At 70.4% G+C, this 20,992-nt stretch carries 18 protein-coding genes, 1 tRNA gene and 1 other RNA gene; 3 read left to right on the top strand and 17 right to left on the bottom strand.

The features are described 5' to 3' along the window. Positions 1-80: 80 nt before the first annotated feature. From AC1DXJ_RS00175 to AC1DXJ_RS00140, 8 genes are all read right to left on the bottom strand, one after another. Positions 81-1,652 carry a hypothetical protein gene (locus AC1DXJ_RS00175; RefSeq protein WP_477636107.1) on the bottom strand — a complete coding sequence of 524 codons (1,572 nt, stop codon included), beginning with the start codon at positions 1,650-1,652 and terminating at the stop codon, positions 81-83. Beyond that, entirely contained in the window at positions 1,628-2,452 is an 825-nt protein-coding gene (locus AC1DXJ_RS00170) for an ABC transporter ATP-binding protein (RefSeq protein WP_477612626.1), read from the bottom strand. The genes AC1DXJ_RS00175 and AC1DXJ_RS00170 overlap by 25 nt, the downstream gene beginning before the upstream one ends. A gap of 18 nt (positions 2,453-2,470) precedes the next feature. Then, on the bottom strand, positions 2,471-2,683 hold the full coding sequence (locus AC1DXJ_RS00165; RefSeq protein ID WP_477636106.1) for a hypothetical protein: 213 nt from the start codon (positions 2,681-2,683) through the stop codon (positions 2,471-2,473). Between the two features lie 57 nt (positions 2,684-2,740). Beyond that, complete coding sequence (locus AC1DXJ_RS00160) at positions 2,741-3,400, bottom strand: MBL fold metallo-hydrolase (protein WP_477636105.1); 660 nt, start codon at positions 3,398-3,400, stop codon at positions 2,741-2,743. Positions 3,401-3,424: 24 nt separating this feature from the next. Then, positions 3,425-3,994 carry a hypothetical protein gene (locus AC1DXJ_RS00155; RefSeq protein ID WP_477636104.1) on the bottom strand — a complete coding sequence of 190 codons (570 nt, stop codon included), beginning with the start codon at positions 3,992-3,994 and terminating at the stop codon, positions 3,425-3,427. 1 nt (position 3,995) lies between these two features. Beyond that, complete coding sequence (locus AC1DXJ_RS00150) at positions 3,996-8,258, bottom strand: Ig-like domain-containing protein (RefSeq protein WP_477636103.1); 4,263 nt, start codon at positions 8,256-8,258, stop codon at positions 3,996-3,998. 139 nt (positions 8,259-8,397) lie between these two features. Beyond that, positions 8,398-8,795, bottom strand: an RNA gene (gene rnpB, locus AC1DXJ_RS00145) — RNase P RNA component class A. A 217-nt stretch (positions 8,796-9,012) separates the two neighbouring features. Next, positions 9,013-10,461 (bottom strand): RNB domain-containing ribonuclease, encoded by a 1,449-nt coding sequence (locus tag AC1DXJ_RS00140; protein ID WP_477636102.1) that lies wholly within the window; start codon positions 10,459-10,461, stop codon positions 9,013-9,015. A 74-nt stretch (positions 10,462-10,535) separates the two neighbouring features. On the opposite strand from AC1DXJ_RS00140, the gene AC1DXJ_RS00135 reads away from it, so the two are divergent. From AC1DXJ_RS00135 to AC1DXJ_RS00125, 3 genes are all read left to right on the top strand, one after another. Further along, positions 10,536-11,285 carry a YaaA family protein gene (locus AC1DXJ_RS00135; protein ID WP_477636101.1) on the top strand — a complete coding sequence of 250 codons (750 nt, stop codon included), beginning with the start codon at positions 10,536-10,538 and terminating at the stop codon, positions 11,283-11,285. 16 nt (positions 11,286-11,301) lie between these two features. Then, positions 11,302-12,399: an SLC13 family permease gene (locus AC1DXJ_RS00130; protein ID WP_477636100.1), complete on the top strand. Its 1,098-nt coding sequence runs from the start codon at positions 11,302-11,304 to the stop codon at positions 12,397-12,399. A gap of 71 nt (positions 12,400-12,470) precedes the next feature. After that, complete coding sequence (locus AC1DXJ_RS00125; RefSeq protein ID WP_477636099.1) at positions 12,471-13,304, top strand: CHAD domain-containing protein; 834 nt, start codon at positions 12,471-12,473, stop codon at positions 13,302-13,304. Positions 13,305-13,339: 35 nt separating this feature from the next. On the opposite strand, the gene AC1DXJ_RS00120 is transcribed toward AC1DXJ_RS00125, so the two are convergent. The 9 genes from AC1DXJ_RS00120 to AC1DXJ_RS00080 all read right to left on the bottom strand — a co-directional run bounded on the left by AC1DXJ_RS00120 (position 13,340) and on the right by AC1DXJ_RS00080 (position 20,958). Further along, a complete protein-coding gene (locus AC1DXJ_RS00120) occupies positions 13,340-14,530 on the bottom strand; it encodes an O-succinylhomoserine sulfhydrylase (protein ID WP_477636298.1) in 1,191 nt (396 codons plus the stop codon). A gap of 5 nt (positions 14,531-14,535) precedes the next feature. Further along, entirely contained in the window at positions 14,536-14,964 is a 429-nt protein-coding gene (locus AC1DXJ_RS00115; RefSeq protein ID WP_477612619.1) for a rhodanese-like domain-containing protein, read from the bottom strand. 75 nt (positions 14,965-15,039) lie between these two features. Continuing rightward, the gene (locus AC1DXJ_RS00110) at positions 15,040-16,224 is read right to left on the bottom strand and encodes a bifunctional RNase H/acid phosphatase (protein ID WP_477636098.1); all 1,185 of its coding nucleotides are present in this window, start codon (positions 16,222-16,224) and stop codon (positions 15,040-15,042) included. Positions 16,225-16,227: 3 nt separating this feature from the next. Next, positions 16,228-17,019 (bottom strand): zinc ribbon domain-containing protein, encoded by a 792-nt coding sequence (locus tag AC1DXJ_RS00105; protein WP_477636097.1) that lies wholly within the window; start codon positions 17,017-17,019, stop codon positions 16,228-16,230. Continuing rightward, positions 16,965-17,825, bottom strand: a complete 861-nt coding sequence (locus tag AC1DXJ_RS00100; RefSeq protein WP_477636096.1) for a Nif3-like dinuclear metal center hexameric protein — start codon at positions 17,823-17,825, stop codon at positions 16,965-16,967. Before AC1DXJ_RS00100 ends, AC1DXJ_RS00105 begins: the two co-directional genes overlap by 55 nt. A gap of 1 nt (position 17,826) precedes the next feature. Next, positions 17,827-17,899: transfer RNA gene (locus AC1DXJ_RS00095), tRNA-Val, on the bottom strand. Between the two features lie 171 nt (positions 17,900-18,070). Beyond that, a complete protein-coding gene (locus AC1DXJ_RS00090) occupies positions 18,071-19,870 on the bottom strand; it encodes an ATP-binding protein (RefSeq protein ID WP_477636095.1) in 1,800 nt (599 codons plus the stop codon). A 169-nt stretch (positions 19,871-20,039) separates the two neighbouring features. Beyond that, positions 20,040-20,510 carry a peroxiredoxin gene (locus AC1DXJ_RS00085; RefSeq protein ID WP_477631991.1) on the bottom strand — a complete coding sequence of 157 codons (471 nt, stop codon included), beginning with the start codon at positions 20,508-20,510 and terminating at the stop codon, positions 20,040-20,042. A 22-nt stretch (positions 20,511-20,532) separates the two neighbouring features. After that, a complete protein-coding gene (locus AC1DXJ_RS00080; protein WP_477612613.1) occupies positions 20,533-20,958 on the bottom strand; it encodes a DUF3052 domain-containing protein in 426 nt (141 codons plus the stop codon). Between the last annotated feature and the right edge of the window lie 34 nt (positions 20,959-20,992).

Raw genomic sequence — 20,992 nt, 5'->3', positions numbered from 1 at the left:
GCCCACAAGTAGCGCCGACCCCACGCAGCCCACAAGGTGCGCGGCCGCCCGGGCCGGGCCCACGTCTCGCCGGCCGCCGGTCAGCGCATCGAGATGAGGTCCTGGAGCAGGATGGCCTGACGTCGGCGGAACAGGTCCGCACCCATCCGGGTCCCCACGGCCAGCGCCACCACCCCCAGCGCCGGTCCGACCACCAGCACCGTCCACGCCGCCCACTGCCAGCCGACCAGGGCCAGCACACCCAGGACCAGCGCGGGGATGGAGAGCGCGAACACGGCGGCGCCGCAGACCGCCTGCACCCCGAGGGTGACGCCCGTCGACCCCGGACGGCTCGTGAACGGGTTCTCCCCGGGCGCAGGTACGCCGTACTGCTTCACCGCGCTGGTCACGCAGGCCACCGCAAAGCCGTTGAGCGCCAAGGCACATCCCACGCCGAAGGTGGCGGGCAACAACCTCCAGGGCGCGCCGAACACCGGTCCCAGCACGGCATACGTGGGGACGCAGACGACCGCCATCAACCCTGACGGAAGCAGCCGTCCCAGCCGGTCGCTGACCCCATCGACGCCGGAGGCGACGTGCATCCAGAAGGCCGTGGAGTCGTAGCCCACGTCGTTGTGCTGTCCCCAGCCGATGAGGTAGGCCGAGGCGAGCGGCATGGCGAGCAGGGCCAGCTTGGAACCGGACCCGATGCCGGGGATGAGCAACCCCGCAGGGAGCAGGATCGTCATGACGGCCGGCATGTTGAAGCGCGGGTCGCGGAGCCAGTAGGTGCCGGCTCGCGCCGCGATGGCACCCATCGGCGTGCCGGGCAGTCGGGCGAACAACCCCAGTCCTCCGGACACCGCGCCGCCGTCGCCGGAGGTCGCCCGGGGGTTGCGCAGGACCGAGATGAGCAGCCGTTCCCACACCACCAGCAGCCCGAGGCACAGGGCGGCCGCCAGCGCGAGGCGGGTCAACCCGGTACCCCAGAGCCCGAGGGCGAGGTCACCAGCGGGCGCCCACGCCCAGCCCAGCGGCGTCCGGGCCAGCACGTCGGCGAGTCGGTCGACGGTGGCTCGGTCGAGGCCACCGTCGCTGAGCCCACCAACGATCGGGCCGACGCTGAGAAGGAAGAGCAGGCCGGCCACGCCGGCCACATCCCGGCCGCGCCGGGTTCCGAGCACCGCTGACGAGGCAGCAGTGACGATCCGGCTGAGCAGGACGCAGGTGGCCAGACCGAGGACACCTCCGATGAGCGCCGCCAGGGTGGCCGCGACCGACCGAGAACCCGCCACCACGCTGCCCAGCACCAGGACGGTGGTGGCGATGCCCGGCAGCCCGACCAGTGCGGTGAGCGCGAGACCGAGGGCCAGGGTGCGTTCGCGCACGGCGAAGGTGGCGAAACGAGTGGGGTCCAGCGTGGGGTCGATCCCGAACAGCAGGACCGGGAGGAGGGCCCAGCCGGCCACCACTGCCGATCCGGCAACCACCACCGCCGTGCGCGCCAGGTCGACGTCTCCCTGAGCACGCAGCGTGACCATCCCGGCGAGCCCCGCCACCACGAAGCCACCGCCGTAGAGCACTCCGACGACCATCCCCACGATGGCGGCCGTGCTTCGGCGCAGCCCGTTGCGAAGGAGGTCGAGCTTCAGTCGGAGGAGGTGCGCAACCACGCCAGGCCCTCCACGTCGGTGTTGCCGCCGACCAGGTCGAGGAAGCGGTCCTCCAGGCTCGCGTCGCCACGCACCTCGTCGAGGGTGCCCGAGGCGCGGACGACACCGACGGCGATTATCGCCACGTCGGTGCAGATCCGCTCGACGAGGTCCATCACGTGGCTCGACAGGACGACCGTGCCGCCGTTGGCGGCGAAGTCCTCGAGGATGCGACGGATCGTGCGAGCGGACACCGGGTCCACGGCCTCGAAGGGCTCGTCCAGGACGAGCAGCCGGGGAGCGTGGACCAGCGCGCAGGCGAGGGTGATCTTCTTGGTCATGCCCGCGGAGTAGTCGATGACCAGCTTCCCGGCCGCCTCGGTCAGCCCCAGTGCGGCCAGCAGCTCCCCGGTCCGCTCGACGACGAGGTCACGATCCATGCCCCGCAACAGGCCGGCATACGTCACGAGCTGAAGGCCGGTCAGGCGGTCGAAGAGGCGAAGGCCGTCCGGGAGGATGCCGATCTGGGACTTGGCGCCGACGGGATCGGCCCACACGTCGGTGCCGAGGACGTGCGCACTGCCCGCATCGGGACGCAACAACCCTGTGGCCATCGACAACGTCGTGGTCTTGCCGGCGCCGTTGGGACCGACCAGCCCGTAGAAGGACCCGCGCGGCACGTCGAGGTCCAGACCGTCGACGGCGGTGGTCGCGCCGAAGCGCTTGGTCAGGCCACGCAGGGCCAGAGCGACCTCGGGCGCACGGGTCGTCACCGTGGAGGACCCCACGGCGGGCTCGGGGGTGGTCTGCGGGTCCGACATGGTGTCGACGCTAACCTTTCACCGCTGTCGCGCGACGAGCATTGCCTTCTTTGGGACCGATTTGTCGACCACGTAGCGGCGCGGCTTGTCGGCGTCGCGCTCGGCGTAGCCCATCTTCTCCAGGCGCATGAGCACCACCGGACACTCCGCACAGCGCGGCTTGTCCTTGCAGCACTTCTTCTTCGCCTTGGCGACCTTCGTCCCCTTGGCGGCCTTGGAGTTCTTGGGCACGGAAGGAGAGTAGGTGAGGCTAACCTAACATCCAAATCCGACTCGCAGGCTGGAACCTCACCCGGCGTCGAACTCCCGGGGCTCTCCCCCGGCGAGGTCGTGGATCCGGGTGTCCCTCGACCCGAGGTTCCCCGCCTGGCCGAGGTAGAGGGCCCGTCCGACACGGCTGAGCAGGGCGTCGTGGATCGGGATCGCATGGGGAGCCGCGATCCGCCGCAGGAAGGCCGTCATCTCCCGGCTGCGCTGCCAGGGGGCGTTGAGGGGGAAGGCGAGGACCTCGACGCCAGCCGGCTCCGCGTCGAGCGCGTCGCCGGGGTGGAAGAACGTCGGCTCACCGTCGGCGCTGATCCGCATGCCGGTGTTGTGGATCCGAGGAATGTCCTCGTGGATCAGGGCGTGCAGCTCCCCCACGCCCGCCACGGTGGCCGAACCGACTCCAGCACGGTCGCCGGGACCGAAGGCGACGACGTCGAAGCCGCTGTCCTGCAACAGTTTCGCGGTGTCCGGGTCGGCAAGGACCTGGGCGCGAGGATTGGCCTTCAGGAGCTCGGGGAAGCGCTCTTGGTCGAGGTGGTCCGGGTGCTGGTGGGTCACGAGCACGGCGTCGACGTCGCGCTGCTCGTGGGCGCCGGGCGACCAGCCCCCGGGGTCGAGCAGGATGCGCACGTCGGCGATCTCGACGAGCAGGCTGKCGTGGCCGAGGTGGGTGATCCGCATGCCTCCCACCGTAGGCGGCAGGCCTCAGGCCTGCACCGCAGCGGCGACCTTCCGCCGAGTCACCAGGTGGTGGCACGCCAACCCAAGGAGGAAGGCGGCCACGGTCTGCGGCAGCTTCAGCCCGGACAGCCCTCCCGTCGAGGCGCCCTGTCCCACGTCGATCGCGAAATCCCCGTGGGAGATCCGTCGCCCACCGGACCAGAACGTGACCACAAGGGTGTAGGCGCCTGAGCGCGGGTAGGTGTAGGTCATCGAGCTGTCGCCGTTGGAGCTCAGTGGGAGCGTCTGCTCCTCGAGGAGGGTGTGGCCGCGCAGGGTGATCCCAGCAGTCCGTCCTCGGGCGTGCACCTCGACCTTGGCCTCCTGGTAGGAAATCGGCGCCCCCGCGAGGTCGTACAACCGGATGTTGTGGACGATCGCCAGGCCCGAGAGGGGCTGGTGCGTGTTGAAGGTGACGAGGACGAGGTTGGACCCGTCGACGAACTTCATGTCGTACGTGCCGCTGTGGGCGTGCGCCGTGGCCGGGAACCCCAGCACGAGGAGGGCGGCCACGGCGACTGCCCGCGCACCCCGGACGGCACGGAACCGCGGCATGTCAGAGCGCCGCGGCCATGTCGGCCTGGATCTGGGCGACGGTGAGCGCCTTGTTGTACACGCGCACCTCGTCGATCTGCCCGGCGAAGTACTCACCCCAGACGGCGTTGCCTCCGATCTTGAGTGGGTCCGCGGTGGTGGCAATCGACCCTGTGTAGGGCCTGTCGGTCTGCAGCACCGCGTTCGTGTAGATCTTCAGCCGGGCGCCGTCGTAGGTTGCGGCAAGGTGGGTCCACGTGCTCAGCGTGACTGCCTTGGTGCCGATCGAGGACACCGACCCCCCGTTGACGGACACCCAGGCCGAGGGGCGGTTCGTGCCGGACGCGCTGTAGAGCGAGTAGGTCAGCTCGACCCCTGCGTTCTCCTTGAGGAGCACCGTCCGCCAGCTGGTCGACGCGGTGGGACGAACCCACGCCTCGAGGGTCATCCCGGTTGCTAGGTCCAGGCTGGGCGCGTCAGGGATCGTGGCGTAGTCGTTCGTGCCGTCGAACGACAACGCGCTGCCGAACTTCCCGGCGGTGGTCCACGTCGCCTGGAAGATCGACCCTTTGTTGCCGTTGCCCGAACCGTCCGAGAAGGTCGCTCCCGACCCCTCGTTGAACCCGTAGGCGGCCACCAGTCCGGTCGACGCCGAGTTGCTCACCGTCACAGTCACGGGGCTCGACGTCGTGACGTTCCCGGCAGCATCCCGCGCCACGGCTGTCACGGTGTGCGAGCCGTTTCCGACCGACTGCGACGTCCACGACGCGGCATACGGGCTGGTCGTGTCCTCAGCGCCGACGGGGCCACCGTCGACCTTGAACTGGACCCCCACGACGCCGACGTCATCGGTGGCCGTCGCCGCGAGCGACACCGTCCCCGAGACGATCGCCCCGGCCGAGGGTGCGGTGACCGAGACGGTCGGCGCCACCGAGTCGGGCGCAACCGTGGTCAGGGTGCGGGTGGACCCCAGCGTCACGTTGCCTGCGGCGTCCGCGCTGCGGACCCGGAAGTAGTAGGTCGTCCCGCTCGACAGTCCGGTGAGGGTCTGCAGGTGGCTCGTCGACAACGTCGCGTCGCGCGTGGTGGCGCTGCCGAAGGCCGCGGTCAGGCCGTACTCGACCTGCGAGTCGGCCGGTTCGTTGGTGGTCCACGAGACCGTCGCGGATGCGGCAGTCACGCCGCTGGTCTGCTCCGCGGAGATGACCGGGCCGGTCTCGTCGGGGCTACCGAGCTTGACGATCTTGGCCACCGACGGCACGCCGGCGGCGTTGACGGCGAAGACCATGTAGTAGTTGGGCGTGGCGAGGTTGGCGCCGGCCGGAGTGCTGACCGTGAGGGTGTCGCCGGAACGGGTGAATGGCAGGTCGACGAAGTGCTGGTTCCAGTCGGCCGTGTGGGTCACCGACGCGAGGCTCACCAGGCTCACCTTGGCTATGTCGGCGGCCTCCGGGCTGACGAGGTCGACGCTGGAGCTGTAGCCCATCGTGGCCGGGAGGTTGGCAATGGTGGGCCGGGCCCCCTTGAACAGGTAGGGCGGGGAGTACATCTGCATGTTGAGCTGGTCGGGCGCCGGTGCGAGTCGGCCACCACCGGCCGACAGCACGCGCCCGTCGGGCATCAACATGGACACCGAGTGGTACATCCTCGGCCTGGCCGGACTGGCCATCGAGGTCCACGTCGTAGACACCGGGTCCCACAGCTCGGCCGTCTGGGTGCCGGTGGAGGAGTAGTCGTTGACCACGGTCGAGCCGCCTACCGCCAGCGCCTGCCCTGTGGGCAGCATCGTGACGTTGTGGAAGGACCTCGCGTTCGCCATCGGGCTCGCGTCGCTCCAGACCGGTGAGCCGTTGGTCATGTCGAGGACGCGCGCCGTCCTCTGCGAAGGCCCGGGCGTGGAGGGGTTGTAGCTGTCGAAGGTCGTCCCACCACCCGTGATGAGGTACTTGCCGGGGGCGAACGAGGTCCAGACGCCGTACGGGACCTGGGTCGTTCCTGCCTGGGTCCACGCGTTGGTGACGGGGTCGAAGATCATCACGCCACCCTGCTCGGTGGAGATCACCAGCAGCTTGCCGTTGGGCAGGACCGAGGTCTGCGGGTACTGGATCTCCCTCAGCTGGGGCGTCGCGATCGGCAGGGTCGAGCTCTGACCGCTGGCGGGGTCGAACATCTCGGGGGTGTTGGCGTAGTTGCCCGAGGTGATCTGCCCACTGAACGTGACCATCCGACCGTCGGGCAGCTGGGTGACGCTGGGGTACCAGCGTGCGTACTGCATGTCGGCCTTGCGGGTCCACGCCCGGGTGACGGGGTCGAAAGAGTAGACGTTCTTGATGCCGACCTCCCCACCGTTGTGGCCACCCATCACGATCAGCCTGCCGTCGGCGTCAGTGGCCTGTCCTGCGCAGAACAGACCGGCGCCCACTGGCACGTTCGTGAAGACGTTGGTCGTCGGGTTCCACAGCTTGGCCTGGGCAGTCGGCAGCTCCCAGGCGTCCCACATGAGGACCTCGCCGGTGTGCAGCAGGGTGGCGTGGACCGCCACCAGGGGCCAGCCCGTCACCGGGCCCCACTCCCCCACCCTGGCGCGGGGGTCGGTGTTGGCAACCGTGACGCTGACCGCGGTCGACGTCGTCGTGTTCACCGAGTCCCGGGCCCTGGCGGTGAGCGAGTGTGGCCCATTGGGAGCGGTGGTCGTGTCCCACGACGCGGCATACGGAGCGACGGTGTCCTCAGCGCCCAGCACGGCGCCGTCGAGGAGGAACTGCACGCCCACCACCCCCACGTCGTCGGAGGCGTCCGCCGCCAGGCCTACGAGGCCCTGCACACTGGCGCCGTCCACGGGTGCGGTCATGGCCACCGCGGGCGGGACGGTGTCTGGGGCGGTGGAGGTGAACGAGACCGACTCTCCCGACCCGGGCTGCTCGACGTGTGAGCCGTCTGCGACGACCGCAGTGAGCTGGTGCGAGCCGCCTGGCACCCCGGTGAGTGTGTAGGTCTGGTCGCCGTCGGCGTCGAAGTCCATCTTCGTCGCGCCACCGTCGAGCTGGAGGTGGACGTGCTTGCCATCCCCGGCCACCCAGTCACCGGTCTTCGCGTACCGCACCGTGACGTCCGTCCCCGCCACCGTCGACCCTGTCGTCGGTTGCAGGACCGAGACCCGGGCCGGGTTGCTGACCTGGACGGTGATCGGGGCGCTCGTGGTGGAGAGCCCCGCGGTGTCAGTGGCGACCGCCGTCAGGGTCTGCGGTCCGCTGAGGAGCGAGCGGGTGTCCCAGGCGACGGCGTATGGAGCCGTGGTGTCCGTGGCTCCCAGGTTCGACCCGCCCAACCTGAACTGGACGGCCGCGACAGCGGAGTCGTCGGTGGCGTTCGCCGTCACCGTCGAGATGCCGGAGACCGTCGTGCCGTTGGCGGGCGCCGTGAGTGCGACCGTGGGCGGGGTCGTGTCGGTGGCGAAAGTCGCATACATCGAGAAGGTCACGGCCTGGGTCGAGAAGGCGCCGAAGCTGCTCGGCCACGCGCCGAAGGCCTGTCCTGCGCTGCTCCAGCCGCTGGTCCCGTTGTTGACGTACTTGAGGTTGTTGACCGACGAGCTGGAACCGTTGGTGTTGAAGGCGAAAAAGTAGCTCGTGGCCGGTGCCAGGGTCGCCGTGAGGGCCACTGTGTTCCACGAGTTGGCCACGAGCGTGCCGGTGGCGCTATTCGCGACGAGGGTGCCGGGGATCGAGCCGTTCGCGGTGTAGACCGCCATCTGGAAGCTGCGTCGAGCCAGGGTTGCGTCCACACCGCCGACGTAGGCCGACATCGAAGTGATCGTTCCCCCGGCGACCGTGGTGAAGCGAGTGCTGTTAATGGTGTTCGAGTCGCCGGAGTCGGTGCTGGTGCCGGGACTCGTCGAGCCCAGTGGGGTCGTGAAGGAGCGGTCGGTCGACGTCGCCAGGTCCCCGGCTGCATCCCTGCTCCGGGCCTGGTAGTGGTAAATGCGGTTGGCACCGAGACCGGTGAGACTTGCGACGTGGCTGGTGACCTTGGCCGTGTTGAGCGTGGTGGTCGAGCCGTAGGCCGTCGTGGCGCCGTAGGCGACCTGGGTGTCCGACGCGATGTCGGTGTCCCAGGCGATACCCGCCGTCGTCGTTGTGATGGACGTCAGTCGCAGGTTGCTGATCTGGGCCGTGGCGGCGTCCGCGGCGGGGGCGAGCGCGGCGACCAGGAACCCGAGCATGAGGACGGGCGCGGCTGACACGCCTATTGCGCGTCGCCGCTGCGTAGCGAGCTGGATGATCATCGGCCCCCTTCGCGGCTGCCCAAGATCGTCGCAATTGTCAGGACCTCGGGTCTACACCAAAGGGAGCAGGACAATTGAGGTATGGCCTCACCCGCGTGCCCCAGGTGCGCTGAGGGTCACCGTTTCGTCCTCGAGTGGGTGGATGAGTCGGTCGATACGCCGGGTTCTGTCACCGCTGGCCGTTACCGGCCAGCAGGAGACGGTCATCCATCTAGGACAGCCGTTGCCGACTGCCTCCAGCGCCCTACCCGTGCACTCGGGCGGGCCGCCCTCGAACGCGCACTGTCTGAGCTTGCTCCAGGTGGGGTTTACCTAGCCGAACCAGTCACCTGGCCCGCTGGTGGTCTCTTACACCACCGTTTCACCCTTACCGCGGTGCCTGTCCGGCCGGAGCCGGATGGTTCACCGTGGCGGTCTGTTCTCTGTGGCACTGTCCCGCGGGTCACCCCGGGTGGCCGTTAGCCACCACCTTGCCCTGTGGAGCCCGGACGTTCCTCGGCGGTGATTGCTCACCGACGCGACCGCCTGACCGACTCATCCGTCGCCAAGGATAGGGCAGGTATGCCGCGTGGCCCGCCACGCGGCATACCTCGAACGTCCCTCGCCCGGGTGGGTCGTCGGCGGACGACCACGGTTTGCGTTGCAGCGAGCAGCACCTGACCCGTCCTGCTCGAACTGGACAACACACCACTCACGCCGCCGGACCGTGGTCGTCGGGTGACGGGCGGGTGGGGTCGGGGGGCCGGGGCGGGTCCTAGCGGACGATCTCGAACCGGACGGTGCCGGTCGCGACGGTGGCCTCGGTCAGCTTGACCTTCACCCACGTGCCGAGCTGGTTCTGACCGTCGGCGTTCGCGAGCACAGCGGGGTCCTGGACCTGCACGACCGCGCCACCCTTCTCGCGCTTGTCGACCACCATCGCGTCGAACACCTCACCCACGCGGTCCTCCAGGGCGGCGGCCTCGACGGCGTCGGCACACGCCCGCTCGACACCGTGGGCGACCTTGTCCGAGGCGGCCATGACGTCGGGCAGCGACGGCAGCGCCTCGCGCGCCCACTGGGGCACCTCCTCACCGGCGCTCAGCGCCGCGCAGATGGCCAGCCCGAACCGGTCCACCAGACGACGAAGCGGGGCCGTGACGTGCGCATAGGGAGCGGCGACTGCGGCGTGCCCGGACTCCTCCGGCACGTCGCCGTCGAACGGCGTGTAGCCGGCGCCGCGGAACAGGGAGGTCGCCTCGTGGATCAGCGCCAGGTGCTTGGGGTTGGTGCGGTCGAGGGTGCGCAGGAACTCGCCGTAGGCCGTCCCCTCCTGCCACTCGACGCCCAGGGCCCGGCTCGCGTGACGGAACCGACCCACGGCGTTCTGGTCCGGCGCGGGCATGGTGCGCAGGATGCCGACCTTCGCCTTCGTCATCAGCTCCGCGGCCGCCATACCGGTCATCAGCGAGATCTGGGCGTTCCAGTCCTCGACCTCCAGTGGCGGACGGAAGCCGATCCGGTAGTGCCCCTGGTCGTCCTCCTCGACCTCCTGCTCGGGCATGGGCAGGCTCGCACCCCCACGACGGCGCTCGAGCTCGATGCGCTTGCCTCCGACCTCCTTGAGGAGCACCAGGCGCTCGTCGGCCGAGCCGTCGTCGATGGCCTTCTGAACTCCTTCGTAGTCGAGCCGGTCGGTGCTCCTCACCATGGCCCGGTAGACCTCGACGGCGACACCCTCGGCAGCGGCATCGAGCCGCATGTCCCAGACGAAGGCCGGACGCGTCTGCCCTGCCAGCAGACTGGCTGCGCCCTCGCTCAACGCGGTGGGGTGCAACGGAGTTCGCTTGTCCGGCGCATAGACCGTCTGGCCACGCCTACGGGTCTCCGCATCTACGGCACCCCCCGACCTCACGAAGGCCGGTACGTCGGCGATGGCATACCTCACGCGGTAGCCGTCACCGTCGCGCTCGATGTGCAACGCCTGGTCGAGGTCCATCGACCCGGGCGGGTCGATGGTGAGGAAGGCGACCGCCGTCTCGTCCCGCTGCGGCAGCTCCGGCGAAGCCGCGGCTGCGGCCGCCTCGGCCTCGACCTCCGGCGGGAACGCCTCGGGCACGTCGAGCTCGGCCCGGATCGCGGTGAACCGGGCGACCAGCTCCGCGGACTGTGCGACGGCCTTGTCGGCCTGGGGCTGCTGAACGTGAATGCGGCGCATGGGCATGGAGCCAACCTATCCAGACGCCTGCGCGGGTGACCCTCACCGGACCGACGCACGTCGACACCTAGGCTGGGCCCGTGCTGATCCTGCTGCCTCCGTCGGAGTCGAAGACGGGCCGCGCCCGCGGACGGTCGGTCGTCGCCGAGCACCTGTCGTTCCCCGAGCTCGCCGCCACCCGCCTGTCCGTCGCCGAGGCCGTCGCCACGGTCAGCGCACACGCCGACGCGGCCGCCACGCTCGGCGTCAGCCCCAACCTCACGACCGAGATCGCCCGCAACCTCGTGCTGCACACGGCACCGGCGATGCCGGCCTCGCGGGTCTACTCCGGGGTGCTCTACGACGCGCTCGACTACGCCTCCCTCGACGGCGCCGCGAAACGCCGGGCGAACCGCTGGCTCGTCGTCGTCTCGGCGCTCTACGGCGCAGTGCGCCCCACCGACGCGATCGCCCCCTACCGGCTTTCGATGGCCGTGAACCTGCCCGGTGTGGGTCCCCTCGCCAGCGCGTGGAAGCCGGAGCTGGGCCGCGTGCTCACGGAGGCAGCCGGCCGTGGCGTCGTGGTCGACTGCCGCTCCAGCACGTATGCCGCGGCGTGGACTCCCCAGGGCGACCTCGCCGAGCGCTGGGTGCAGGTACGGGTGCCCGGCGCCACCCACATGGCCAAGCACACTCGCGGGCTGGTGGCTCGCGAGCTGTGCCGGGTCGGTCGTGACGTCCGTCGGGTGCCTCAGCTCGCCGACGTGCTCGGCGACGCCTTCGCCGTGACCGTCGAGGAGCCGACGAAGCCAGGGCGCCCCTGGGTCATCGACGCCACCGCGCGCACGTGACCGCGGTGCACCGCCAGTGAACGTCGCCGAGCTCGGCGACGTCCTCGCGCGGGTGCTGCCCGTGCTCATCTTCTTCGTCGCGATCACGGTGGTGGCCGAGATAGCTGATGCAGCAGGGGTTTTCGATGTTGCTGGTCACTGGGCCTCGCGTGCCGGACGCCATCGGACGCCGGTGCTGTGGCTGCTGTTCGTGCTCGTCGCGGTCGGGTGCACCGTCGTGCTGAGCCTCGACACGACAGCGGTGCTGCTCACCCCCGTGGGCCTGGCCATTGCCGCGCAACTGAAGATCTCCCCGGTCCCGTTCGCGCTGACGACGTTGTGGATCGCCAACACCGCCAGCCTGCTGCTGCCCGTCTCCAACCTCACCAACCTGTTGGCCCTGCACCACTTCGCACTGCTGGGGGTAGGCCACGTGGGATATGTGCGACTGGCGGCCCTGCCCGCCGTAGCGGCCGTGCTGGGCACCGTCGCGGTGCTCTACGCCCTTCATCGCCGCGAGCTGAGCGGGCGCTACCTGCCCGATGCCCCTCCCGATCCGCACGACCAGGTGCTGCTGCGCGTCGCGGCCGCCGTCTGTGTGGCGGTCGGTCCCCTCTTCGCCGTCGGCCTGTCCCCGGCCTGGGTGGCGTCGACCGCCGCGCTGGTGCTCGTGGTCGCCGCCTGGGGTCGCAACCGCGACCTCGTTCGCCGGCTCGCGGTCCCGTGGCGGATGGCCCTGGCCGTCGCGGCACTGTTCGTCGTCATCGACGCAGCCCTCCAGCTCGGGCTCCAGCCCGCACTGGCGGCCCTGGCGGGCGAGGGCACGTCCGCCGGCGACCTAGCACGGGTGGCGGGTGTGGGCGCTCTGGCCGCCAACGCGGTCAACAACCTGCCCGCCTACATCGCGCTCGAGTCGGTGACCTCCGACGCGCCGGCACGCTTGATGGCGCTCCTGATCGGCGTCAACGTCGCACCACTGGTCACCCCCTGGGCTTCGCTTGCCACCCTGCTCTGGGCGCAGCGGTGCCGGGCGCGCGGCGTGCACCTCTCGATGAAGTCACTTGCGGCCCAAGGCCTGCTCTGCGCCGTCGTCTCCGCCGGACTGGCCTTCGGTGCGCTCGTGATCGCGGCCTGACCCAGGCAGTCGCGGGTGGCCTGTCACGGGGCTCAACCGGAGTCCAGCGGCTCGTCCGGTAGAACTGGCGCATGAACCCGCATGCAGGTCGCGACGTCGGACGGTACCTGCGCGACCTGGCGGCTCGGTTGGACGAGCTGGCACCGACGGTCGTCGCCGGGACGCCTGACGCCGCGCACCAGATGCGGACCACCGCCCGCCGGGCCTCGGCCTGCCTGACGTCGTTCGGCGACGCACTGGCCATCCCCGATGGTGTCGGCATGGGGCGTGAGCTGTCCTGGCTCAGCTCCGAGCTCGGGGCGTTCCGGGACGCCGAGGTCCTCGCGACGAGGTTGCCGGCAGAGCACGAGGTGCCCGCTCCCGTCGAGCAGGCGCTGGCCGAAGGGCTGGCGCGGGCGACGACCGACCTGCGCACGGCCCTGGACTCACCTCGGTTCGCCGCCCTCTCGCCGGCCCTCGCGGCGGCCGGCGCGATGGCCACCCCGCGACCCCGGCGGCGGGAGCTGCGCCGGGCCGTCCGGCAGGTGTGGCACCGCACGCAGCGGCGCCACGCGGCATACCTGGCCGCTCGGGATGAGCACCTGCGCGACGAGGCACTGCACGAGGTGCGCAAGTCGCTCCGCCGGCTGCGCTACGCCTGCGACGCGCTCGGCACCTCGTGCGGGTCGCGCATCGTGGCGGGCGCCGCAGAAGCCAAGACGGTGCAGGAGGTCCTGGGCGAGCACCACGACGCGGTGGTCAGCATCGGGCTGCTCCGCGGGCTGGCTGCCGACGAGCGCGACCCGGCCAGGATCGCGGCCTACGTCCTGCTGTTCGAGGTGGAGAACTCTGCCCGGGACCGTGCGCTGGCGAGGTTCGCCGCGACCTGGCCGCAGCTAGAACCACACTTCCGCCGCCGTCACTGACCACCGAGCCCGGACCGGCTCCGGTCAGTGGTCGCTCAGCCCAGTCCGCGGATGAGGTCCTCGATGACGTCCTGCACGTCCTCGAGCCCGACCGAGATGCGCACCGTGCCGTCGGTGATCCCGACCGCGGCGCGCGCCTCCGGCGTGAGCCGGCGGTGGGTGGTGGTGGCCGGATGCGTGACCATCGACTTGGCGTCCCCCAGGTTGTTGCTGATGTCGACCACCCGCAGTGCGTTGAGCAGGGCGAACGCCTCGGCCTTGCCCCCATCGAGCTCGAAGGTCACCACGGTCCCTCCACCGAGCATCTGCCGACGGGCCAGCTCGTGCTGCGGGAACGACGGCAGCCACGGATAGAGCACCTTCGACACCCTGGGGTGGGTCTCGAGCGCCTCCGCGACGGCCAGGGCGTTGGCAGCCTGCTTCTCAACCCGCAGGGACAGGGTCTCCAGCCCCTTGACGAGGACCCAGGCGTTGAACGGCGACATCGAGGGACCCGTGTGCCGCATCAGGTTCTTGACGGGACCGTCGACGAACTCGGCGGTCCCGAGCACTGCCCCACCAAGCGTGCGGCCCTGGCCGTCGATGTGCTTGGTGGCCGAGTAGACGACGATGTCGGCACCGTGCTCGAGCGGCTTGGAGAACACCGGGGTGCCGAAGACGTTGTCGACGACGACCTGGGCGCCGGCTGCGTGAGCGAGGTCCGACACCGCGCGCATGTCCACCAGCTCCTGCATCGGGTTGCTGGGGGTCTCGAAGAAGACCGCCTGGGTCGGCTCGGACAGGGCCTCACGCCACTGGTCGAGGTCCGGTCCGTCGACGAAGACGGTCTCGACGCCCCAGCGCGGCAGGATCTCGTCGAGGATGACGAAGCACGACCCGAACAGCCCGCGCGACGACACGACCCGGTCGCCACTGCCGAGCAGGGCGGCCAGCGCCACGAACACTGCCGACATCCCGGACGCCGTCGCGAAACACGCCTCCGCCCCCTCGAGCTCGCGCAGCCGCTGCTCGAACATCGTGACCGTGGGATTGCCGTAGCGCGAGTAGATGAAGTGGTCGACCTCGTCCTTGAAGGCCGCCTCGGCCTGCTCCGCGCTCTCGTAGACGAAGCCGGACGTGAGGTAGAGCGCCTCGGCGGTCTCGTCGAAGTTGCTCCGGTTGAGACCGCCGCGCACGGCGATGGTGTCAGGGCGGAATCCGCTCTGCGACAACGGGTTCGGCGTCACGTTGCTCACCCCTGCCGCCACGGCAGACCAGCATTCTTCCAGCCCGCAACCACGCGGTGGCCGTGCTCGTCGTGCGGTCCCTCAAAGCCCTCGAGCACGTTGTACGCCGGCCCGAGGCCAGCCTTGGTCGCGGCCTCCGCCGCGGCGATGGATCGCACGCCGGAGCGGCAGATGAAGTAGATCGGCGCCCCGTCGGGCAGCCCTGCGTCCTGCAGCTGCTCGACGAAGTCACCGTTGAGGGCACCGTCGGGATAGCGCTGCCACTCGACGCAGACCACCCGTTTGCCGATCGGCGAAAGGTCCGGCAGCCCGACATAGCTCCACTCCGCGGTGGTTCGCACGTCGACGAGGACGGCGTCCTCCTCCGCCGCCAACGCGGCATACGCATCCTCGGGGGCGACGTCACCGGCGTAGGTGATGGACTCAGCGCTCATGGCGCCAGCCTAGAACTCACGCCACATGGCGAGACGGGCAGCCCACGTCGTGGACCGCCCCGGGCGGGGATGGCCTCAGGTGCGGTTGGTGAACGCGACCGAGACGTTGCCGTCGGGCCAGACCTCCAGCGCGGTCAGCGACCCCGGGGCGGCAGCGAGGCGCCACACCTTGTCGTGCGGGATGCCCAGGACGTGGGCGAGCACGCACATGATCGGCTTGCGGTGGCAGACCACCACCGTGGTGCCGCCCGCGGCGACCACCCGGTCGAAGGCGGCGACGACTCGCGCGGCCAGCTGGTCGTGCGACTCCCCGCCCGGACGGGCGTATGCCGGGTCCTCACGCATGGCAGCCAGCTCACCCGGGTGGTCGCGGACCAGGTCGGGGATGCTGGCGCCGTCCCAGTCACCGAAGTCCTGCTCGTCCCAGTCCGCGTCGACCAGCGTCGTGACCCCGATCGCCTCGGCCACGGCGGCACCCGTCTCGCGCGCCCGCGCCAGCGATGACGTGACCAGGCGTGCCGGTGCGCCGCCAAGGAGGTGTGCGGTGGCCCGTCCTGCGGCTGCCGCCTGGGCCTGGCCGACAGTGTTGAGCGAGGGGTCGGCTCCGCCCCGGCCGTCGAGGTGTGAGGCGACCGTGAACTCGGTGACGCCGTGGCGCACCAGCACGATCCGGGTCGGGGTGCCCTGCCAGGGCCCGGTGGCTGCCGGACTGGGTTCGGGGTCGATCAGCTCGTCGACCACCTCGTCGACCACCTCGTCGACCACCCCGTCGACAGCGTCGCCCCCGGTCTCGCCGCCGGCACCGCCCTCCCCCAGCATGCGGTCGATGGTCCGCCCGTCCATGCCGTCGTTGGACAGGGCGTCCGCGTCCTTGTTCTGCTCGCGTGGGATCCACGTGAACGACACCGACCCACCCGCCGCGCTGATCTGGGCGGCCAGGTCACGGGCCTCGAGCGCGAGCATGCGCATGTCCGGGTGCTTGATCTTCCAGCGTCCGGCCATCTGCTCGACGACGAGCTTGGAGTCCATCCGCGCGTCCACGTCCGCGCCTGCGTCGATCCGCAGGACCGCCTTCAGCCCGGCGATGAGGCCGGAGTACTCCGCGACGTTGTTGGACTCCTTGCCCAGTGGCGCGGCGCCCTCCCACAGCACCCGCCCTGTGACAGGGTCTCGCACGAGGGCGCCGTACCCGGCGACCCCGGGGTTGCCCCTTGAGCCACCGTCAGCCTCGATGACGAGCGCACGTCGGGTCGACGGCACGGCTCAGATGCCGGACTCGGCCGTGCGCACGAGGATGCGCCGGCACTCCTCGCAGCGCAGCAGCTCGTCCGCGGGCGCCGCCTTGATGCGGTTCATGTCCACGTTGTTGAGCTCGAGCTGGCACCCGCCGCACCGACGCTGTCGCAGCGCCGCCGCCGCGAGGCCGCCGCTCTGGACGCGGATCTTCTCGTACAGCGCGACGAGGTCGTCGCCCACGCCGGCCACGATGTCGGCGCGTGGGGCGGCCACCTTGGTGGCCTCGTGCTCGAGGTCGGCCAGAGCGGCATCCCTCGCCTCGGTGGCCGCGGTGATCTGCGCGGCTAGCGTGGCGTGCTCGACGTCGAGCTGCGAGACGGCGGACTCGGCGTCCTCGGCGCGCTCCATGACCTCGATCTCGACATCCTCCAGCTCGGACTGTCGACGAACCAGGGACTCGAGCTCGTGCTGGATCGCCTGCAGGTCCTTGGCCGAGCCGGTGCCGGAGTCCAGCCGGGCTCGGTCGCGGGCCGCCCGGTCTCGGACGAGCTGCACGTCGGCCTCCGCCTTGGCGATCTCGCGCTGGATGTCGCCGAGCTCGGTCCGAGCCCGCACCAGCAGGGAGTCGAGGCCCGCGGCCTTGGTCTGGAGGTCGGCCAGCACCGCGTGCTCGGGCAGGCTCTTGCGGGCGTGCGCGATCTGGTCGAGACGGGTGTCGATCGCCTGCAGGTCGAGCAGTCGCCATTGACGGGACGGGTCGGCTTTCAGGACGTACCTCCAGGCCCAGCGGGCGATTCGGCTCCGACCACGAAGTCCCACGGGTCGGTGCGCAGTGTTGAGATGTGGGTCTCCACCTTAGGGGCCTCCGGGCCGGCCTCCGCAACCGCCGTCCGCACGCGCTCGGCAGCACGCGCGAGCCAGAGCGACTCGGTGGCCCAGTGACCTGCGTCGACGAGGTAGGGCGGACCTCCCCTGGACTCCTCGCGGGCCTCGAGGACCGGGTGGTGGCGCAGGTCGGCCGTGACGTAGACGTCGGCACCGCTCGCCCTCACGTGGTCGAACAGGTCGTCGCCGGCGCCGCCCATTACGGCGACCCGCTGGACCGTGGCATCGGCCGGGCCGGCCACCCGAAGCCCGCCCGCGGAGGGCGGCAGGGCGGCATACAGGGACCTGGTGAACTCGGCCAGCGACACCGGCGCGGTGAGCCGTCCGACCCGCCCCAGTGGCTGTCCCTCGACGACGGCGAGCGGCTCGACGTCGCTGAGGCCGCACGCCTGGGCGAGGGCGTCGTTGACGCCCGGCGAGGCGACGTCGGCGTTGGTGTGTGCGACGTACAACGCGATGTCGTGGACCACGAGCGCCGTGACACTGGCGCCCTTGGCGCCCGACGTGGCCACACTGTGTATGCCGCGCAGCAGCAGCGGGTGGTGCGTCACCAGGAGGTCCGCGCCGAGGGCGCGCGCCTCCTCGATGACCGCCAGCGTGGGGTCGACGGCGAAGTGGATCCGCCGCACCGGTTGGGTGAGGTCGCCGGCCACCAGCCCGACCTGGTCCCACGACTGTGCCGTCGACGGCGGGTAGAGGTCATCAAGCACACGGACGACGGCAGCCAGGGTGGTGTGCATGTGGGCCCGGCCGGGCTCGAACCGACGACATCCACGGTGTAAACGTGGCGCTCTACCAACTGAGCTACAGGCCCGCGTCGTCACGGCCGGCGCAGGGCGCCGCGTTCGGACTGCGGTCGACATTCTGTCAGGTTGTGGCGCCACCCCACGCCACCGCAACACAACGTCCTGTTCGGAGGGGGTCAGACGAAGAATTTACCTGCCGGAACCGAGAAATCATGCCGGTGCTCCTTCCCCAAGGGGTGTCACGCGGCGGGGAGGGCCACCTCGAAGGTCGTGCCGCTGCCCAGTTCGGACTCCACGCTGATGGAGCCGCCGTGGCGCGCGATGATCCGGGCGACGATGCTCAGGCCCAGACCGGTGCCGGGGACCTGGAGGGCGACGGGGTTGGTGCTCCGGAAGAACTCGGTGAACAGGGACTGCTGGTCCTCGGTGGAGATGCCCAGCCCGTCGTCGGTGCAGAGCAGGACCACGCTGTCGCTGTCTCGCCGGGTGCTCAGCCGCACCTCTCCGTGGTCAGGGCTGAACTTCACCGCGTTGCTCACGAGGTTGTCGACCACCCGCGCCAGCTCGTCGGCGCTGCCGGTGACCACCGCGACCCCGTCGGACAGGTCGCTGGTCAGGCGGATGCCGCGCTGTTCGGCGCCCGGCAGGAACATGTCCATCGCATCGCGGGTCAGCCCGGCCAGGTCCACCTGGCTGCTGACGAGAGGGCGATCCGGGTCACTGACTTTCGACAGGGTGAGCAGGTCGTTGACCAGGGCCTGCAGCCGGTGGGTGTTGCGCTCCATGACCCCCAGCGACCAGTCGCTGTCCGTCGTCGGGTCGTCATGCAGCAGCTCCAGGTGGCCGACGATGGAGGTGAGGGGGTTCTTCAGCTCGTGCGCCACCGTGGCGAACAGGTCCGTCTTCGCGCGGTCGGACTGGCGCAACCGGTCAACCAGGCGGCGCTCCAGCTCGAGCAGCCGCGCGTTGACGATGGCCCGTCCGATGTCCCGGCCCATCTCCAGCGCCGAGGCGGCCTCCGCGTCGCTCCAGGTCGGTTCCTGGGCCGAGCGGGTGATGACGAGGTGGCCCAGGCACTCACGGCCCGCCCCGATGGGTGCGAGCATCCAGGCCCCGCCGCCGAAGGGCGCCGTGAAGGCGAGCATCGTGGCAACTTCCTCCTCGGTCAGCAGTCCATGGGGGTGAGTCGAACCCGCACGCACCAGCGCGGCAGTCCGCCGTCGCCAGCACTGCTGGGCCACCCTCCGCACCAGGTTGAGGACCTCCGCGGGGGCGCTGTCGGAGCCGTGTCCGAAGTGGGCGACGACGCTGCCGTCGGCCGGGTCGTTCTCGCGGCCGAACGTGCGCACCCAGATCGCGGACCCCTTCAGACCCTCCAACACGGGTTCGACGACGGCTTCCACGGCGCGAGCCGGGTCCAGGACTTCCTGGGAGATCCGGGCGACGGTGTGCACCGCGGCGGCGAGGCGCGCCTGCTCGGTCAGCGCGAGTCGCTGTCGAGCTCCGTTGATGGCGATGCCTGCCTGGTTGGCGAAGACCTCGAGCAGCGCCTGCTGCACCTCGTCGGGGCGCTTGCCACTGAGCGGAAGGTCGACGGTGATCATGCCCAGCCACGTGCCGGCGACGTCGTAGAAGGGCGCGAGCAGCGTGTCGAGGGGGTCCCAGGAGTCCGGCTCCCCGATCGCGGAGACATCCCACCCCTCTGCCACCCAGCCGGGCTGCGAGGTCGTCGGCAACCGGTCCGCCGGTACGAACCGCAGGGTGCCCCACTTCTCGGCGATCTCGAACTCGGCCTCCACCAGGCCGCGGGGGGTGCGTCGGCCCATCAGCTCGCGGCGCGCACCCGGGTCACCGCCCACGGCAACGACCTCGAGGTCGCCGTCGGGCTGCACCAGGCTGACGGCGGCCACACGAAAGCCCACGACGTCGGCCGCGCCCTCGACGATCAGGTCGAGCACGTCCTGAAGGCTCTCCTGGCCGCTGGCGCGGTTCATCAGCTCCGACAGGCCCCGCAACGCCTGCATCCCGGTCGTGGTCAAGACCACCGACTGCTCACCCCTGACTGACTGTCGTGACTCCCCAGCACCGACGCAGGGTAACCGCAAAGGGGGCTCGTCCAACCGCTATCGCCCGGTATGTCCGCCCTCTTCATCCGTTGGGACTAGCGCAGGGGGGCGAAACAGCCACCCGCCGCCCGGGAGGGGATAGTCAGCCGCGCAGCTCGGCCAGCGCCGAGTGGTAACCGGTGAAGTCGCGGGCCTGGCCGATCTCGTTGACCAGCGACCACCGGATCACCCCACCGGTGTCGACCAGGAACGTGCCGCGCACCGCCGCACCGGCCTGCTCGTTGAAGACGCCGTAGCTCTGCGCCACGCCGCCGTGCGGCCAGAAGTCCGACAGGAGGGGGAAGAAGTAGCCCTCCTTGTCGGCCCAGGCGCGCTGGCTGAACATGTGGTCGCAGGAGACGGCGAGCACCTGCACGTCGTCGGCGACGAAGCCGCCGAGGTCGTCACGGATCTCGCACAGCTCACCGGTGCAGATGCCGGAGAACGCGAAGGGGTAGAACACCAGGACGACGTTCTTGGCGCCGCGGAACTGCGCGAGGGAGAACTCCTGGCCGTTCTGGTCCCTGAGGGTGAAGTCCGGGGCCGCAGCCCCGACAGCCAAGGGTGAGGTCATGCCCGGCAGTCTGCCAGCGACGTCAACGCCGACCGGTCTTGGGGGCGACCAGCCTGGTGGCCGTCCAGTCGTCGCAGGCGTTGACGGTGCCCGAGGTGTGCAGACCCGCGGTGGTCGCGGCTTCCTCGATGTCGCTCGCCTCGACGTGGCCGGGACGACCCGACTTCAGCGTGAGGACGACGACCGAGCCGCCCTCTCCCAGGTTGGTCAGGGCGTCGACGACGGCATCGACGAGGTCTCCGTCGTCCTGCCGCCACCAGATGAGCGAGGCGTCGGCGACGTCCTGGTACTCCTCGTCCTCGAGCTCGGTGCCGGTGTGATCCTCGATGGCGAAGCGGAAGTCGTCATCGACGTCGGAGTCGTAGCCGAACTCCTGGATCACCTGTCCTGCGGTGAGGCCGAGTCGGCCCACCGATGCTTGCAGCGCGGAGCGCGCTGGCGTGGTCACACCCTTCTCCATCCCTCGAGGCGGTCAGTTGCGG

This window comes from Pedococcus sp. P2_D9 (assembly GCF_056404275.1).
The sequence above is the reverse complement of the archived record's forward strand: the minus strand, read 5'-3'. Positions and strand labels throughout refer to the sequence as shown.